This is a genomic window from Streptomyces sp. NPDC057010 (assembly GCF_042673805.1).
Lineage (GTDB): Bacteria > Actinomycetota > Actinomycetes > Streptomycetales > Streptomycetaceae > Streptomyces.
Genome location: NZ_JBHUSC010000051.1, coordinates 1 through 16,583, shown reverse-complemented (window position 1 = coordinate 16,583; position 16,583 = coordinate 1). Strand labels below are relative to the sequence as shown.

Below are 16,583 nucleotides of genomic sequence, written 5' to 3'. Positions count from 1 at the left end.
CGATTACAGAGAGTTGATATCGGTTTGTGTCCTTCGCCCCACTCCCTACGGACCGGAGTCGGGGGCCTGCTCCGGTACGCTCCCACGAATGCGAGCGGTTGAGCGGCGCGGGCGCCGCACAGTATGCACCACGCCTACTCCTTCGCGCGGGAATATGCCCGAAGCGCTTGTTGTGGTGACTGTATGTCAACCATGCTGCTCCGCAAGGGGATCACAGTGGGTGATCCCGTCCTGTCGCGAGGCGAAGTGTCCGCCGGTTCGGATGGTGTGAGCGGTGCAGGTGCTTCAGGTTCAGCTGGAGGTAGGACCGGATCCCGCCGAGGTCGGCCGGGCGCGCCGGTGGGCCCGGTCCCGGTTGGCAGGGTCGGGCATAGGGGACGACGAGCCGCTCGCCGAGACGCTGATCCTGCTGATCTCCGAGCTCGTCACGAACGCGGTCGTGCACACGGGCTGTCCGGCCGTGCTGCGGATGCTGTTCGGGGGGCCCGGGGTGCGGGTCGAGGTCGCCGACGCGAGCGACCGGGCGCCGGCCCGCCGGCAGGCCGCCGGGGACGACACGGGCGGTCGCGGCCTGGAGCTGGTGGACGGCCTGGCCGACCGCTGGGGCTGGCAGCGCGAGGGCGCGGGCAAACGGATCTGGTGCGAGGTCGACCGGGCGGCGAAGGCCGCGTCGGACTGCGCGGCGGACGGCCCGGACCGGGCGCAGGAGGAATGCACCGAAGGATGTGCCGCCCTGCGGGAACCGCGCGTGTACCTCTAACGAGGTGTTGACGGTTCGTCACATGTTGATCACCCTGGTGTGGAGCGATTCGACGCGAGGGGACGCCAAGGGCAGGCCTTGACGAGTGCGGGTCGCGGGGTGGCGGCTGCCGTGCCGCGCTCGGGGCGTGCATGCGCGTACGCCGCCACCCGCAGGTCCCCTTCTCGGCGGACTCCGCCAATTCTCGACGGACTCCGCCAAAAAGATGCAAGCCCCATTGAATGGGCGCCGGTTGCGTGGCTATGGTGGCGGCGCGTGCCAAAAGGAACCGTCCGCGCTCTTCTCCTACCGGAGGAGTAGGTGCGGGATTTGGCCTGCTACCCACAATTCGGCCATCAGCCATACATGGGAGAGGGGGTGCGGCGATGAAGATGCTTTTCGCCATCCGCAACGCCGTTTCCGGTCACAAGAGCCTCAAGGCAAGCGCCTGGTATTTCTGGTACTAGGCCGGCACGGCCGCCGCCCCGGTCGCAGGCCGGCCGGGGCGGCGCCCGACGGCACCGACCGGCCCCATCGGAGTCCCGCATGCCCCTCTCCTCCCCGCCGGCGGCCCGCACCACGGTGTTCGCGCCCCGGCTGGCCGCCCTGCTCCGCGACCACACCGGCAAGGACGCCTTCCGGCTCGAACCCGACACCATGGGTGTCGCCGGTCCGGAGCTCGCCGACCGGATCCTCGCCGCCCGGCGTGCCACCGAGACCGAACGGCCCACGTTCAAGCCGCTGCACGGCCGCTCCATCGAGCGGAACGAGGCGTCGTCGGTGATGCGGATCATCGGGCGCGACGTACGGGAAGCCCTGGAAAAACCGCTGCCGAAGGAAACGGACCTGTCCGGTCCGTGGCCGATAACCGGCCATTTCTTTCTCAGGGACCTCATTCTCGGCGACGACCCCTACCGGCTGCGCATTCTCATGAGCCGCAATCTCGAACTCACCCCGAAACTCACCTGGTCCGTCATAGCGGCCGGCGCCGCGATTCCCTGGCGGAAAAGGGCGGGGGTCAGGACAACCGGAATATCCGGGCTGATGGCCGAGGCCGCCGGGTACCACGACCGCCGTTATGCGATGGGCATGTACCGGAGGGCGGCCGCCCCGCTCTGCTTCACCGTCTCCACCCTCGTCGCGAACGCGCTGTGGCTGGGCTCGCCCTTCGACGACGGCGTACCGAACCGGCACCTCATCCACGAGGCCGCCCGCCTGCTGCCGCCGTCGTGGAACATCCTGCGCTACGCCTCCCCCGAGTACACCGCCCTCGACGCGCGCATCGGCACGGGCGACGACGTCCTCGTCCTGCCCCTGCTCTCCCACCGGGATCCCGCGCTGTGGGAAGACCCGGAGGAGTTCCGGCCCGAGCGGTGGGACCGCCTCGACCCCGACACCGCGCCCGGATACCTGCCCTTCGGGCACTCCTCCGAGCGCTGCTGGGGCCGGCACATGGTCATGCCGCTCGCGGAACTGCTCCTGGACCTCATCCGGGACGCCGGGCTGGTGGTCGACCCAGGGCAGCGCAAGGCCAGGGTCCCGCTGGTCGGGCTGCTCGGGGTGGAAGACGTACGGCTCGTCCATGCGCGGTGACGGCACCGAGGAGGTCGACACCTCCTTCTTCGACCACCCGCACCCCGCCCTGCGGCGCTGGCGGGAGCAGGGCGGCGCACACCGGGTGCGGATCCTGGGGGAGGCCCCGCTGGAGGGCTGGGTGATCACCGGGCACGCCGCGTGCAGGGCGGCGCTCGCCGATCCGCGGCTGAGCAAGAACGCCGCGACCGAGGCCTTCGACCGCAGGGGCGGCGCCGACGAGGGACCGGGCCCGGGGCGGGCGCTGACCGCGCACATGCTCAACACCGATCCGCCCGACCACACCCGGCTGCGCCGGCTGGTCCAGCAGGCCTTCACCGTACGGAGGGTGGCCGCGCTGCGGCCGGTGATCGAGGCGCACGTCGAGCGGCTGCTGGGCCGTCTGGACGGGCCGGCGGGCGGCGATGAGGTGGACCTCGCAGCGGAGTTCGCCGTACCGCTGCCGCTCGCGGTGGTCTTCGACCTGCTCGGCGCGAGCGACGGGGCCGGGGAGGTCCTGGAGGCCTGGGCCGCCACGCTGAACGGCGAGGAGGGCGACGGCGAGGTGTCCGTCGGCACGGCCGAGGCCCTGGTGGGCCACATCCGTGCCCTGCTCCGGCACAAGCGCGCCCGGCCCGGCGACGACCTGCTGTCCGAGCTGATCGCGGCCCGCGACGCGGGCGACCGGCTCACCGAGCAGGAGATCACCTCGATGGCGTTCCTGCTGGTGGCGGCCGGCCACCAGACCACCGCCAACCTCATCGCCAACGGCGTGTACGCCCTGCTCACCCACCCCGACCAGCTCGCCGCACTGCGCGCCGACCCCGCGCTGACCAGCGCCCTGACCGAGGAAGTCCTGCGGCACGAGAGCCCGTTCTCCATCGCCACCATGCGCTACGCCACGGAGCCCGTGACCATCGACGGCACCACGATCCCCGCCGGTGACTTCGTACAGATCGCGATGCTGGGAGCCAACCGGGATCCGGCGGTCTTCCCCGACCCGGACCGCTTCGACCTGACCCGTCCCGCGGCCGGCCATCTGGCGTTCGGGCACGGCGTCCACCACTGCCTGGGCGCGCCGCTGGCCCGCCTCCAGGCCGAGATCGCCTTCACGGCGCTGCTGAGCCGCTACCCGGGCCTGCGGCTGGCCCCGGCCGCCCGTACGGCCGAACCGCGCTGGCGGCAGAACCCGCGGCACCGGGGCCTGCGCAGCCTGCCGGTCCTGCTGCGCTAGGCGCCGCGGGCCCGGCAGGTCAGAGGACGGCCACCGGGGACACCGGGGTGCCCGTGGCGCCGACGAAGGGTTCCGGCATCGCCGAGAGGAGGAAGGCGTAACGGTTCTCTTCTGCACAGGCTGTGGACAACTTTTCGAGGTTCCAGTTCTGGCCCTGGTGCATGCCCATCTCGACCAGGTCGAGGGCGTGCACGGGCAGCCACAGGTTCTCGATCTCAGGCGGGAAGATCTCGAAGGTCAGGGTGTCGTTCGCGACCGCCGCCACGTCCCGCGCGTGGAACCACTCCGGTGTGCGGACGGACAGGCCGGGGGAGGGGAAGCCGTAGCCGTGCTTGTCGCCGGCCAGGTAGACCTGCACCTGGCCGGTGCGGACCAGGACGATGTCGCCGGCGCGCACCCGCACCCCGCCGAATTCCTCGGCCTCCGCCAGGTCCTCCGGGGTCACCGCGTGCCCGCCCTCCAGCCGGTCCAGGCCCTTGGCCCGCGCCACGTCGAGCAGGACGCCGCGCGAGACGATCGGGCCGGCCTTGTCGATGCCGCTGAACTCGGCGCGGCCGTGCGCCGTGATCGAGGAGGCCGGTCGGCCGTTGTAGATCCGCCCCGAGTGCGAGACGTGGGTGAGGGCGTCCCAGTGGGTGCCCGCCTGGAGCCCCATCGTCACGGCGTCGTCGCTGCACGCCACCGTGCCGGGGCCGAAGATCTCCTGGTTGATCTGCACCATCGTGTGCAGCGGGTTGATCCGGCCGGGGATCATGCCCGCCTGCACCCCGTCCTCCTTCAGCGGCAGGGCGAGCGGTATCCGGCGGCCGGTGCGGATCTGCGCCGCGGCCTGCCGTACGACCTCGTCGGTGATGAGGTTGAGGGTGCCGATCTCGTCGTCGGCGCCCCAGCGCCCCCAGTTGTTGACGCGCTTGGCGATGTCGTGGAACTCGGCGGGCAGGGTCATGAGGTCCCCCAGGGCTTGTGCTCCGGTATCTGACTGGTCATAGAATCTAACGGTCCGTCAGAAAACGCGGGAAGGGGCCGGACGTGGGGAACTTCTTGGCAGGCAAGGTCGTGGCCGTCACCGGGGCCGGCCGGGGCATCGGGCGGGCCGTGGCACTCGCCGCGGCCGCCGAGGGCGCCAAGGTCGTCGTCAACGACTACGGCGTCGGCATCGAGGGCGGGGAGCCGACGAGCGAGATAGCCGACGGCGTGGTGAAGGAGATCCTCGCCGCCGGCGGCGAGGCCGTCGCCGTCGCCGACGACATCTCGACGATGGAGGGCGGCCAGCGCATCGTCGACACCGCACTCGCCCGCTACGGACGCATCGACGGAGTCGTCTGCGTGGCCGGCATCCTGCGCGAGCGGATGCTGTTCAACATGTCCGAGGAGGAGTGGGACCCGGTGGTCGCCACCCACCTCAAGGGCACCTTCACCGTCTTCCGCGCCGCCTCCGCCGTCATGCGCAGGCAGGGCGGCGGCACCCTCATCGGCTTCACCAGCGGCAACCACCAGGGCTCGGTCGCCCAGGCCAACTACAGCGCCGCCAAGGGCGGGATCATCTCCCTCGTCCGCTCGGCCGCGCTGGGCCTGGCCAAGTACGGGGTCACGGCCAACGCTGTCGCCCCCGTCGCCCGCACCCGCATGTCCGCGGGCGTCCCCATGGAGCTCAAGGAGATCGGCGAGCCCGAGGACGTCGCTGCGCTCGTGACCTACCTGCTCTCCGACAAGGCCGTCGCCGTCGGCGGAGAGAAGATCACCGGGCAGGTCTACACGATCGCCGGCCCGAAGATCGCCGTCTGGGCGCAGCCGCGCGAGCTGCGCGCCGGCTACGCCGAGGGCTCCTGGACCCCGGAGAAGATCGCCGACTTCCTGCCCGGGACGGTGGGCACCGACCCGATGCCGATGCTCGCGCAGCTGGAGGCCATGGCGAAGGCGGCGGCCGCCAAGGACCGCCCCAACGCGTAGAGGGGGGACACGGCGTGGACTTCGGCTTCGGCGACGGGGACGAGGAGCTGCGCGGCCGCGCCCGGGCGTGGCTCGCGGAGCACCTCGTGGGCCCGTACGCGCAGGCCCGCGGCCTCGGCGGGCCCGGCAGCGAGCACGAGGGCGTCGACGCCCGGCGCGCGTGGGAGCGCGAACTGGGCCGCGGCGGCTGGATCGGGCAGGGCTGGGAGACGCGGCCCGGCGCGTACGGGCAGCAGCGGCTCTCCCTCACCGGGCAGGTGGTGTGGGCCGAGGAGTACGCGGCGGCCCGCGCACCCGGCCGGGTCGGGCACATCGGGGAGAACCTCCTCGCGCCCACCCTGATCGCGTACGGCAGCCAGGACCAGCGGGACCGCTTCCTGCCCGGCATCGCCCGCGGCGAGGAGCTGTGGTGCCAGGGCTACAGCGAGCCGGGCGCCGGCTCCGACCTGGCGGGCCTGCGTACGGCCGCCGTGCGCGACCATGCGGACGGCATGTTCCGCGTCACCGGGCAGAAGATCTGGACCTCGCTCGCCCAGGACGCCGACTGGTGTTTCGTCCTGGCCCGCACCGAAGCGGGCTCGCGGCGCCACCGGGGCCTGTCGTTCCTGCTCGTACGGATGGACCAACCCGGCCGGATCGACGTGCGGCCGATCCGGCAGATGTCGGGCACCTCCGAGTTCAACGAGGTGTTCTTCGACGGGGCGGTAGCGGCGGAGGTCGTCGGCCGGGAGGGCGACGGCTGGACCGTGGCCATGGGACTGCTCGCCCTGGAACGCGGGGTCTCCACCTTGGTCCAGCAGATCGGCTTCGCCGCCGAACTGGAGCGGGTCATCCGGCTCCACGCGGCTTCGGGCACGGCCGATCCGGTGGTCCGGGAGCGCCTCGTACGGCAGTGGGCCGAGCTGCGCACCATGCGGTGGAACGCCCTGCGCACGCTCGGCGGCGGCTCCGCGCAGGACCCGGGGGCGCCGAGCGTGGCCAAGCTGCTGTGGGGCGGGTGGCACCGGCGGCTCGGCGAGCTGGCGGTGGAAGTCCGCGGCGCGGCGGCCTCGGCCGGGCCGCGGGCCTGGGAGCCCGGGCTCCCGTACGAGCTCGGACTCGACGAGGAGCAGCGGCTCTTCCTGTTCACCCGCGCCGACACGATCTACGGCGGCTCGGACGAGATCCAGCGGAACATCATCGCCGAGCGCGTGCTCGGCCTGCCTAAGGAGTCCAGGTGAGAGGCGTCGTGTTCGACGGCAAGCAGGCCCAGGTGGTCGACGACCTGGAGATCCGCGATCCGGGGCCGGGGGAGGTGCTGGTCGCGATAGCGGCGGCCGGCCTGTGCCACAGCGACCTGTCGGTGATCGACGGGACGATCCCCTTCCCGCCGCCGGTGGTCCTCGGGCACGAGGGCGCGGGCGTGGTCGAGGCGGTCGGCCAGGGGGTCGCGCACGTGGCGCCCGGCGACCACGTGGCGCTGTCCACGCTCGCGAACTGCGGGGCGTGCGCGGACTGCGACCGCGGCCGGCCGACGATGTGCCGCAAGGCGATCGGGATGCCCGGGCAGCCGTTCTCGCGCGGCGGGAAGCCGCTGTTCCAGTTCGCGTCCAATTCGGCCTTCGCGGAGCGCACGATCGTCAAGGCCGTCCAGGCGGTGAAGATCCCGGACGACATCCCGCTGACGTCGGCGGCGCTGATCGGCTGCGGGGTCCTGACGGGCGTGGGCGCGGTGCTGAACCGGGCGAAGGTGGACCGCGGGGACTCGGTGGTCGTCATCGGGACCGGCGGGATCGGGCTGAACGTGCTCCAGGGGGCCCGGATCGCGGGGGCCACGACCATCGTGGCGGTCGACGCGAACCCGGCGAAGGAGGCGGTGGCCCGGCAGTTCGGTGCCACGCACTTCATCGACGCGTCCACCGTCCCCGACTCCTCGGCGGCGGTGAAGGAGATCCTCCCGACGGGCACCGACCACGCCTTCGAGTGCGTGGGCAACGTCAAGCTGATCCGGCAGGCCGTGGACCTCCTCGACCGGCACGGGCAGGCGGTCCTGCTCGGCGTGCCCGGTTTCCGGGAGGAGGCGGCCTTCCAGGTCTCGTCCATGTACCTCGACAAGACGATCATGGGCTGCCGGTACGGGTCCTCGCGCCCGCAGCGTGACATCGCGCTGTACGCCGAGCTCTACCGGCAGGGCCGGCTGCTGCTGGACGAGCTGGTCACGGAGGTCTACCCGGTCGAGGACTTCGCCAAGGCCGCCGACGACGCCCACCACGGTCGGGTGGCCCGCGGGGTGCTCACCTTCTGACGTCAGTCGTCGTCCGGCCGGGGGTGGCGCCAGAACCGCTTGGCCACCCAGGTCAGGGCGAGGGCCGGGGTCGGCACGGCGAGGGCGGCGGGCAGCCGGTCGAAGCCCGCCACCTCGAACTCCAGCGCCACCGGCAGCAGCAGGACGAGGCCGGTGAGGAGGATCGCGAGCGCCGGCAGATGGGTGGCGGGGTGGAAGCGGCGCAGCCGGTCCAGGTCCTCCGGCTCCGTCTCGCTCTTGATCAGGGCGCCCCCGATGATGAACCACGGGCCGAGGGTGATCGCCAGGATGCCGAACACCAGCAGTACGCCGCGGTCGTGGGCGGGTTCGGTGCCCACGCCGAGCTCCGGGTGGCCGGGGGCGTAGTAGGCGTCCACGTGCACGCCCGGCTCGGGCGCACCCTTCGTGTAGGCGGCCTCCAGGGCGAGTTCCTGGGGGCCGCCGGCGTACGGGACGCGGACGATGACGTCGGTGGTGTAGTGGCCGGCGCTGTCGTCCGAAGGCGGCGTGTAGTCCGGTTCGCCGTCCAGCCGTACGATCTCCACCTCGTGGTGGTCCCAACCCGCCTGCTCGTACAGCTCCGTCCGGCGGCCGTCCTCGCTGGAACCGGTGACGGTGACGATGATGGCGGCGGCCGTGGCGAAGGGGACGGCGAACGCGAAGACCCACCGCAGCACCCTGCTCGTGCGCCGCCGGGCCGGCGGTTTGCCCACCGGGCCGAGGCGGGCCCGGTAGGAGGCCACCACCCAGCAGCCGGCGAAGAACGCGGAAGCGCCGGCGAGGGCCACCTCGACCGTCAGCGGCGGGTACGGGGACCAGCCGATCAGGCTGCACGCGAGTGCGCCGAGCGCGCTCGCCACCATCAGCCACCCGGTGGTGGTGGTCCACCGGCTGCGCCCCGGTCCGTACGTGTCCCGCATGCCCCTCAAGCCCCCCGCCTGGTCCGAATCCGCAGGATAAGGGCGGGGCGGGCGAGCCCGGAGGGCAGGGCGGTCAGTCGGCGAGACGCCCGAAGCGGCCCTTGTGGAAGAGCAGCGGCTCGCCTTCGCCGGCCGCGCCCATGGCGACGACCCGGCCCACGACGATGAGGTGGTCCCCGCCGGTGTGGACGGCGTGGATCCGGCAGTCGATCCAGGCGGGCACCTCGTCGAGCTGCGGCGACCCGGTGCCGGGGGCGGGGGTGTGGGAGACCCCGGCGAACTTGTCGGCGCCGCTGACGGCGAAGGACCGGCACAGCTCGCCCTGGTCGGCGCCCAGGATGTTGACGCAGAACACCCCGGCGCGGGCGATGCGGGGCCAGGTGGTCGACGTACGGGCCACCATGAAGGTGACCAGGGGCGGGTCGAGGGAGAGCGAGGCGAAGGACTGGCAGGCGAAGCCGGCCGGTCCTTCCTCGCCCTCGCCGGGCGGGGCGGTGATGACGGTGACCCCGCTGGCGAAGTTCCCGAGCACGGCGCGGAATTCGGCGGGGCTGACCGGCGCGCGCTCGTCCTCGCCGACGGCCCGCAGGTCGGGGCGCGGCAGGGCGTCGACGGGCTCGGGCCCCTGCTCCGGCGCGGCGGAGGTCGGGGAGCCGACTGACCTGAGGTATCGGACGACGGTGGCCGCCATCCCTGCGTGTCCCATCACACGGACGATTGAAGCTGACGGTTCGTCAGATGGGAAGGGTGGTGTAGGGTCCGGGTCGATTGAACACGTTCAAACGAGGGGCGGGCGGGATGAGCGGTACGGGTGGGGCGCCGCACGCGCACGGGACCACGTCACCGCACCGGTGGCCGGGGCGCGCGGGCACGGAGCAGCCCGGCCCGGCCGCCCGCCCGCGCCGCGGGTGGTGGTCCTCCGCACCCGGAGCCGAGGCGGTCGCCGGCGCGGAACTGCTGCTGGGCATGACCCTGTGGCTCATCTGGCCCTCGATGGGCGACGACTACGGACTGGGGGCCGACGACTGGGGTCCGTTCGCCATCGGCCTCCTCGTCCTCCTGGTGTTCGTGTGCGTGATCAGCGTCGTCGTGCTGCCGGTCCTCGCCTTCGTGCACGCCCTGGTCTTCACCCGGCCCGCCCTCCACCTGGCCCGGAGGACCGGCAACCCGGCAGCCGCACCCTCCTGCCTGCTGGCCGTGTCCGCGGCCTGCGCGGTGCTCCCCTGGGTGCTCGGAGCCCCGTACGCCGCATCCCTGGTCTGGATCGCGGCGGGCGGGGTGCCGCCGCTCGTGGTGGCCGGGCGGGCGAGCCGCCGCGGCCGCAGGCCCTGGTTCGTCGTGGGCGTGACGGCCGCGGCCACCGCACTGCTGCTGCCGGTCACCGTGGTGGGCGGGCTCATCCTCGTCGACCGGGGGGTGCTGACGGGCTACGAGCCGCCCCGGCTGGAGCACGCGGCGTACGTCGGCGAATGGCGCGGCGAGGACGGCGGCACGGTCCGGCTCCGCGAAGGCGGCCGGGTCGAGGTCGAAGACCTGCCGGTGGACCACGAGGACCGCACCGTGACGAGGTGCACGGCCACCGGCACCTGGAAGGAGTGGGCGGGGAGCAGCGGGCATCGGGGCGGCGTGCACCTGGACGTCGGCGGATGCGCGGAGTGGGAGAGGGACTGGGAGGTGACCGGCACCACGGAACACCCGGAGCTGTTCCACCTCGTCGGCGACCCCGACGTGGGCCGCGTGCAGAAGCTGATCCGTACGTAGCCGAACCCCGTGTGGTTGCCAACTCCCCTTGTGACAAAGGAGACATGACGCGAAACCTCACCCCGCCCATGGTGCGTCGGTACAGTCGACGGCGCCGACGGCAGCGTGGCCGCCGCGAGGGGGGAGGCTGGAATGGGGATGGGAAGTGATCTTCGTCAGCGCGCCGAGCGGACCGGGCTGGCCATGATGGCGGCAGCGGGCATCCTCGTCACGGTCGCCGACACCCTCGGATGGCTCGACAAGGTGGCCCCCGGCGGCGTCACCAAGCTCACGCTGCTGATCCTGAGCGTCGTCACCGGAACCGTCCTGCTGGAGATCGGCCGCCTGGGGTTACTGGACAACGTCAACACCCAGCTCTCCAGGCTCGACATGGAGGCCATAGCGCAGGGCCTCAAACGGGAGCACTACAGCGGTGTCGTGCGGGTGCACCGGCGCTTCCCCGAGGAGACCTTCACCGGGTACGTGGAGACGGCCCAGCGGGAAGTGGCCGTCCTCCAGACCTGGATCCCCAACCTCCACGAGTTCAAGCTCGCCCTGAAGCGGGCCATCGTCGACCGGCAGGTGCAGGTGCGCATCCTGCTGCTGCTCCCCTCCTCCCAGGTCGCCACCTTCCGCGAGGAGGCGCTGGCCGCCGCCGAGGACCGCCCGCCGGAGGCCGACGTCAACCTGGACGTCCAGCACTGCCTGTCCGTCCTGGCGGGCCTCTATGGGGCCGTACGGCCCGAGGACCGGGGACGGCTCCGGGTCAAGGTGTACAACTCCCTGCCCTCGATCGCCGTGTACAAGGCCGACGAGCACTACCTGGTCAGCTCCTTCCTGCACGGCCGGCTCGCCATCCAGTCCACCCAGACCGAGATCGACGGGTCCGACACCGTGATGGGCAGGGAGGTCCAGGGGGAACTGGACACGTTGTGGAACATCGGGGCCGAGATCGATCTCAGCGACTGGCGGGGATCGCTCGAACTCATCGTCAGGTGAAGAAGCGAGTACGAAGGGCAAGGGGTAAGGCCATGCGAGAACTCGACCGTTTCGAAGACGAACTGATCGACCGCTTCAAGGAGCACCCGGTCCTGGCGAACGTCGGACTGCTCTCGGAGGAGGACTTCGGCACGGTCCTGCTCCAGCGGCGCTTCCTCTCCCTCGCCTTCACCCCGGCCTACGACCTGGCCATCGACCTGCTGCGCGACGAGGTCGGCCTGCGCATCGCACGGGTCATCCTGCGCGAGGAGTACCCGGACGGCCAGGGGTACACGCGCTCGCACCGCGAGGACATGAAGGACGACATCCTCCGGCTCGGCGTCTCCCGGCAGGCCCTGGTCACCACCCGCCCGACGGCGGCGACGAAGCGCGCCATCGACGAGACCTTCGACCTGATCGCGGACGCGGGCGCCCACGAGGACTCCGACCTGCGGCTGCTCTCCATCCTGCGCTTCTGGGGCGAGATCCTCGTCTCCGTCGAGTACGGGTGCCTGTGGGAGCGGATGGAACCGGTCATGCCGCGCGAGGGCGAGAACCGCTCGCGGTTCTACTACCCGCACCACGTCCACGACGAGAAGCGGACCCCGCTCGCCTCCGTCTCCCTGCGGTCCACGACCCACCCCGACCGCCTGGCCAGGCGGCTCGGCGAGCTGTTCGCGGCCGGGGCGTCCGAAGACTGCTTCAGGGAGGTGGAGGAACGGTCCTTCCGGCTGAAGGCGAGCTTCTACGACCAGTTCCTGCACCTGCCGTCGCTGGAAGCGGTCACCGCCGCCCAGTCCGTGCGTCCGGTCGGGTGAAGCGCCTGCCCTGACAGGGGCCGGTACGCACACCCGCGCGCGGGGTTCGGCATCGTGTCGGGCGCACCGGAATCCGTACCCCCCGCACCTTCTGGGAGAGGCCCCATGCTCGGCACCGACTTCCGTACCGGATCACCCAACTGGCTCGACCTCGGCAGCCCCGACACCGCGGCCGCGGTCGAGTTCTACGGGGAGGTCTTCGGGTGGGACTTCGAGTCCGCCGGTCCCCAGGCGGGCGGCTACGGGTTCTTCCAGCTGGACGGCAAGACGGTGGCCGCCATCGGGCCGCTCACCGAGGAGGGGGCCGGCTCGGCCTGGACGGTGCACTTCAACACCCCCGACATCCAGGCGAGCGCCGAGGCCGTGAAGTCCGGCGGCGGCCGGCTCCGGATGGAACCCATGGACGTCATGGGCGAGGGCTGGCTGGCGCAGTGCACCGACCCGCAGGGCGCGCAGTTCGCGATGTGGCAGCCCGGGAAGACCGCCGGGCTCGGGCTGGCCTCCGCCGACAACACGCTGATCTGGGTCGAACTGCACGTACCCGACCCGGTGGCGGCCCTCGGCTTCTACTCCGGGCTGTTCGGATGGCGGCACTCGGAGATGGAGGCGCCCGGGATGACGTACCGGGTCCTGAGCACCGCCGACGGGGACCAGCAGGACACCTCCTTCGGCGGGATCGCACCGCAGCAGCCGGGGCAGGGCGAAGCGGCGCGCTGGACCCCGTACTTCAACGTCCCGGACGTGGACGCCACGGTCTCGGCGGTGAAGGCGAACGGCGGGTCCGTCGTCATGCCGGCCTCCGACGTCCCGGACGTCGGCCGGATCGCGTGGGTGGCGGACCCGGCGGGGGCGGTGTTCGCCCTGCTGAAGCCGAACCCGCAGATGTAGCGGGGGCCACCTCACCTCCCGAGGTACTTGGGCGTGCGGCGCTCGACGAAGCTCGCCACTCCCTCGTTGGCGTCGGCCGTGGTCATGTTGATCTCCTGGGCGGTGGCCTCGGCCGCCAGCGCGGCTGCGCGGTCGCCGTCCAGGGAGGCGTTGACCAGCTGCTTCGTCATCGCGATGGCCCGGGTGGGACCCTGCGCGAGCCGCTCCGCCCACTGCCGGGCCGTGTCCTCCAGCTCCTCGGCCGGGACCACCTTGTTGACGAGGCCGAGCCGCTCGGCCTCGGCGGCCGGGACGGCGTCGCCGAAGAACATCAGCTCCTTGGCCTTCTGCGGGCCGATGAGGCGGGGGAGCAGGTACGCCCCGCCGCCGTCGGGGACCAGGCCGCGGCGGACGAACACCTCGATGAAGCGGGCCGGTTCGGCGGCGATGACGAGGTCGCAGGCGAGGGCGAGGTGGGCGCCGATGCCGGCGGCCGTGCCGTTGACGGCGGCGAGGACCGGCTTCTCGCAGTCGAGGACGGCGGTGATCAGCCGCTGCGCGCCGAGCCGGATCATGCGGGCCACGTCCCCTGCGACGCGCTCACCGCCTGCGGCTCCGCCGCGGAGGTCGGCGCCTGCGCAGAAGCCCTTGCCGGTGGCGGTGACGACGACGGCCCGGATGGCCGGGTCGGCGGAGGCGTCGGCGAGCAGCGTGATGATGCGGTCGCGTTGGTCCCAGGTGAGGGCGTTCATGGCGGCCGGGCGGTTGAGGGTGATCCAGGAGACGTTGTTCTCCGTGCGGTGGAGGACTTCGTCCTCGGGGGCCGGGGGCATGGGGTGAACTCCGTTCGTGTGGGCCCGGTTCTGGGGCCGACGGTGTTGGTGCCGGTCTGGGGTGTGCGGGTGCCGCTGCGCGGAGCGGGCCCCCTACCCGCCCTTCCACCGTTCCCTGGGGCTCCGCCCCAGACCCCGCTCCTCAAACGCCGGAGGGGCTGAAAAACAGCCTCTCCGGCGTTTGAGGAGCGGGGGTCCGGGGCTGGTCAGCGGCAGATGGCCAGGGCGTCCAGGGCCACCGCGCCCTGGCCCCGGGGGAGGACCATCAGGGGGTTGATGTCCAGCTCCGAGAGTTCGTCGCCCAGCTCCAGCGCCATCCGCTGGATGCGCAGGACCACCTCCACCAGCGCGTCCACGTCCGCCGGCGGGGCACCCCGGACGCCCTCCAGGAGCGCCCGCCCCCGCAATTCGCCGAGCATCGCCCGCGCCTGGTCCTCCCCGAACGGCGGCACCCGCACCGCCGCGTCCTGCAGCACCTCCACCAGGACCCCGCCCAGTCCCACCGTCACCGTCGGCCCGAACAGGTCGTCCTGCGTGACGCCGACGACCATCTCCACCCCCCGCTCCACCATCTGGCAGACGAGGATCCCGTCCAGCGGCACGTTCTCGTAGCGCGCTATGTCGGTCAGCTCCCGGTACGCGTCGCGGATCTGGCTCGCCGAGGTCAGGCCGATCTTCACGAGTCCCAGTTCCGTCTTGTGGGCGAGCTGCGGCCCCGACGCCTTCATCACGACCGGGTAGCCCACCAGGCCGGCCGCCCGCACGGCGGCCGCCGCGCTCGTCACGAGCTGCTCCCGGGGCACCCGGATCCCGTACGCCCGCAGCAGCTGCTTCGCCGCGTGCTCGCTGAGCTGCTGCCCGGGTCGCATCAGCGCCTGTGCCTTGCGGTACGAGGGCGAGGGCGTGCGCGGTGCGTCCTCGAAGGGGGAGCGGTAGGAGGCGGTGAAGCGGTGGTGGCCGAGGTAGGCCCGTACGGCGGTGATGCAGTTGCCGAACGTACGGAAGGTGGCCACGCGGGAGGAGCCGAGGAGGGTGGTGCGGTAGGCCTCCTCCGTGCCGACCGGGGAGCCCCAGATCACGCAGATCAGCTTGTCCGTGGCCTCCGCCGCGTCCACCAGGTCCTGCGCGAGCTTGTCGCTCATGGGCGGGAACGGGCCGGTGATCGGGCAGATCAGCACGCCTACCGAGGGGTCGGCGAGGATCGCGTCGATTATCTTGCGGCCGCGCCAGTCGCCGACCGGGTGGCCGCCGTTGTCGACGGGGTTGGCGACGTTCAGGTACTCCGGGATCCACTGGTGGAGCTCGTCCTGCTTGGCCTGCGAGAGGGTGGGCAGGGTCAGGCCCGCCTCCGTGGCGAGGTCGGAGAAGTGCGCGCCCGTTCCGCCGGAGATGGAGTAGACGACGACTCCGTCGGCCTTGGGCTTGCGGGCGCGGGCGAGGAGCGCGGCCGTGTCCTGGAGCTCGTCCAGTCCGTCGACGCGGATCACGCCGAACTGGCGCATCGCGGCGTCCACGACCGTGTCCGCGCCGGTCAGCTTCCCGGTGTGGGAGGCCGCCATCCGGGCGCCGGTCTCGGTGCGGCCGACCTTGACGGCGACGACGGGGACGCCGTTGCGGGCGGCCCGGTCGGCGGCGAGCAGGAAGGAGCGGCCGTCCTTGAGGCCTTCGACGTAGCAGGCGATGGCCCCGACCTCGGGCTGCTCGGCGAAGTAGGAGATGAAGTCGGAGGTTTCGAGGTCGGCCTCGTTGCCGGTGGGGGCCCAGTGGGAGAGGCGGATGCCGAGCTCCTGGAGGGTGTAGACCGGGCGGCCCTGGTGGCCGGACTGGGTGATGAGCGCGATCGCCGGGCCGTCGAGGTCGTCGCGGAACTCCTCGAAGGCGTTGAGGTTGGTGTTGGGGCCGAGGAGCCGCAGGCCGGAGCGCTGGACCGCGGCGGAGAGCCGGGCCTGGGCGGCGGCGCCCGCGTCGCCGGTCTCGGCGAAGCCGGAGGCGAAGGCGACGGCGAACTTCACCTTGGTCTCGGCCAGTTCCTCGATGACGGGGAGCGGGTCGGCGACGAGGAGGACGGCGAGGTCCACCTGTTCGGGGAGCTCGGCCACGGAGGCGTGGCAGGGCAGTCCGAAGACCGTGGGGCGGGTGGGGTGCACGGGGTGGATACGGGCGCCGACGCGTTCGGCCCACGCGATGAGCTGGCGGGTGATGCCGGTGTTGGGTCTGCCGTCGGCGTCCGAGGCGCCGACGACGGCCACGGACTCGGGCCGGAAGAACCGGTCCAGGTCGGGCACGTCGGCGTGCAGGGGCCGTCCGCTGACGTCCACGACGGCCGCGTCCTCGGCGGTCGGAGCCGCGGTGGAGTGGACGGCCGTCCTGGGGGACTCCCCGCAGGCGTGGACACGTGCGCGGAAGTCGGTGGTGAGGGTGCCGTGAGTAGATCCAAGCATCGTTCCGCCCGCTCCTGCTCGATGAACCTCGATGGAACCTCAATAACTGACGCGTAGTCAGATTACTGAACTGACGTGCCGTCAGGAACAGGGATGCGTAGGAAAGGTGGTGGAGGTGGTGTGTGGAACGGTGCCAGGTCTGCCGGGGGTGGGTCCAGAGGGCCGTTTCGGCCGCCGGGGGTGGGGGGTGGGGGGGTGGGGCTGGCC

At 72.1% G+C, this 16,583-nt stretch carries 16 protein-coding genes; 11 read left to right on the top strand and 5 right to left on the bottom strand.

Features of this window, described 5'->3' with window-relative positions; genetic code table 11:
* The first annotated feature begins 274 nt into the window (after positions 1-274).
* The 4 genes from ACFTXQ_RS29870 to ACFTXQ_RS29855 all read left to right on the top strand — a co-directional run bounded on the left by ACFTXQ_RS29870 (position 275) and on the right by ACFTXQ_RS29855 (position 3,545).
* Entirely contained in the window at positions 275-760 is a 486-nt protein-coding gene (locus ACFTXQ_RS29870; RefSeq protein ID WP_382646531.1) for an ATP-binding protein, read from the top strand.
* Positions 761-981: 221 nt separating this feature from the next.
* Positions 982-1,206 carry a tryptorubin family RiPP precursor gene (locus tag ACFTXQ_RS29865; protein WP_382646528.1) on the top strand — a complete coding sequence of 75 codons (225 nt, stop codon included), beginning with the start codon at positions 982-984 and terminating at the stop codon, positions 1,204-1,206.
* 79 nt (positions 1,207-1,285) lie between these two features.
* Positions 1,286-2,332, top strand: a complete 1,047-nt coding sequence (locus ACFTXQ_RS29860; protein WP_382646526.1) for a cytochrome P450 — start codon at positions 1,286-1,288, stop codon at positions 2,330-2,332.
* Positions 2,322-3,545: a cytochrome P450 gene (locus tag ACFTXQ_RS29855; RefSeq protein ID WP_382646523.1), complete on the top strand. Its 1,224-nt coding sequence runs from the start codon at positions 2,322-2,324 to the stop codon at positions 3,543-3,545. Before ACFTXQ_RS29860 ends, ACFTXQ_RS29855 begins: the two co-directional genes overlap by 11 nt.
* Before the next feature lie 19 nt (positions 3,546-3,564).
* Here ACFTXQ_RS29855 and ACFTXQ_RS29850 read toward each other — a convergent pair whose 3' ends face one another.
* Positions 3,565-4,491, bottom strand: a complete 927-nt coding sequence (locus ACFTXQ_RS29850; protein WP_382646521.1) for a cyclase family protein — start codon at positions 4,489-4,491, stop codon at positions 3,565-3,567.
* 83 nt (positions 4,492-4,574) lie between these two features.
* On the opposite strand from ACFTXQ_RS29850, the gene ACFTXQ_RS29845 reads away from it, so the two are divergent.
* Genes ACFTXQ_RS29845 through ACFTXQ_RS29835 form a run of 3 tightly spaced genes read left to right on the top strand, consistent with a single transcriptional unit; the run spans position 4,575 to position 7,779 of the window.
* Positions 4,575-5,495, top strand: coding sequence for an SDR family oxidoreductase (locus ACFTXQ_RS29845; protein WP_382646518.1), 921 nt, complete (start codon positions 4,575-4,577; stop codon positions 5,493-5,495).
* A 14-nt stretch (positions 5,496-5,509) separates the two neighbouring features.
* Entirely contained in the window at positions 5,510-6,715 is a 1,206-nt protein-coding gene (locus tag ACFTXQ_RS29840) for an acyl-CoA dehydrogenase family protein (RefSeq protein WP_382646515.1), read from the top strand.
* The gene (locus ACFTXQ_RS29835) at positions 6,712-7,779 is read left to right on the top strand and encodes a Zn-dependent alcohol dehydrogenase (RefSeq protein ID WP_382646512.1); all 1,068 of its coding nucleotides are present in this window, start codon (positions 6,712-6,714) and stop codon (positions 7,777-7,779) included. The genes ACFTXQ_RS29840 and ACFTXQ_RS29835 overlap by 4 nt, the downstream gene beginning before the upstream one ends.
* A gap of 2 nt (positions 7,780-7,781) precedes the next feature.
* Here the strand turns inward: ACFTXQ_RS29835 and ACFTXQ_RS29830 are convergent, their stop codons facing one another.
* On the bottom strand, positions 7,782-8,699 hold the full coding sequence (locus tag ACFTXQ_RS29830; RefSeq protein WP_382646510.1) for a hypothetical protein: 918 nt from the start codon (positions 8,697-8,699) through the stop codon (positions 7,782-7,784).
* Positions 8,700-8,772: 73 nt separating this feature from the next.
* The gene (locus tag ACFTXQ_RS29825) at positions 8,773-9,390 is read right to left on the bottom strand and encodes a flavin reductase family protein (RefSeq protein ID WP_382646613.1); all 618 of its coding nucleotides are present in this window, start codon (positions 9,388-9,390) and stop codon (positions 8,773-8,775) included.
* Between the two features lie 107 nt (positions 9,391-9,497).
* Here ACFTXQ_RS29825 and ACFTXQ_RS29820 point away from each other — a divergent pair, with 107 nt between their 5' ends.
* From ACFTXQ_RS29820 to ACFTXQ_RS29805, 4 genes are all read left to right on the top strand, one after another.
* Positions 9,498-10,460 (top strand): hypothetical protein, encoded by a 963-nt coding sequence (locus ACFTXQ_RS29820; protein ID WP_382646507.1) that lies wholly within the window; start codon positions 9,498-9,500, stop codon positions 10,458-10,460.
* Between the two features lie 138 nt (positions 10,461-10,598).
* Complete coding sequence (locus ACFTXQ_RS29815) at positions 10,599-11,438, top strand: hypothetical protein (protein WP_382646505.1); 840 nt, start codon at positions 10,599-10,601, stop codon at positions 11,436-11,438.
* 32 nt (positions 11,439-11,470) lie between these two features.
* Entirely contained in the window at positions 11,471-12,235 is a 765-nt protein-coding gene (locus ACFTXQ_RS29810; protein WP_382646502.1) for a hypothetical protein, read from the top strand.
* Between the two features lie 105 nt (positions 12,236-12,340).
* On the top strand, positions 12,341-13,123 hold the full coding sequence (locus ACFTXQ_RS29805) for a VOC family protein (protein WP_382646499.1): 783 nt from the start codon (positions 12,341-12,343) through the stop codon (positions 13,121-13,123).
* Positions 13,124-13,134: 11 nt separating this feature from the next.
* Here ACFTXQ_RS29805 and ACFTXQ_RS29800 read toward each other — a convergent pair whose 3' ends face one another.
* Together ACFTXQ_RS29800 and ACFTXQ_RS29795 are read right to left on the bottom strand one after the other, a co-directional pair.
* Complete coding sequence (locus ACFTXQ_RS29800) at positions 13,135-13,935, bottom strand: enoyl-CoA hydratase/isomerase family protein (RefSeq protein WP_382646496.1); 801 nt, start codon at positions 13,933-13,935, stop codon at positions 13,135-13,137.
* A 206-nt stretch (positions 13,936-14,141) separates the two neighbouring features.
* Entirely contained in the window at positions 14,142-16,376 is a 2,235-nt protein-coding gene (locus ACFTXQ_RS29795) for an acetate--CoA ligase family protein (protein ID WP_382646493.1), read from the bottom strand.
* Positions 16,377-16,583: the final 207 nt, after the last annotated feature.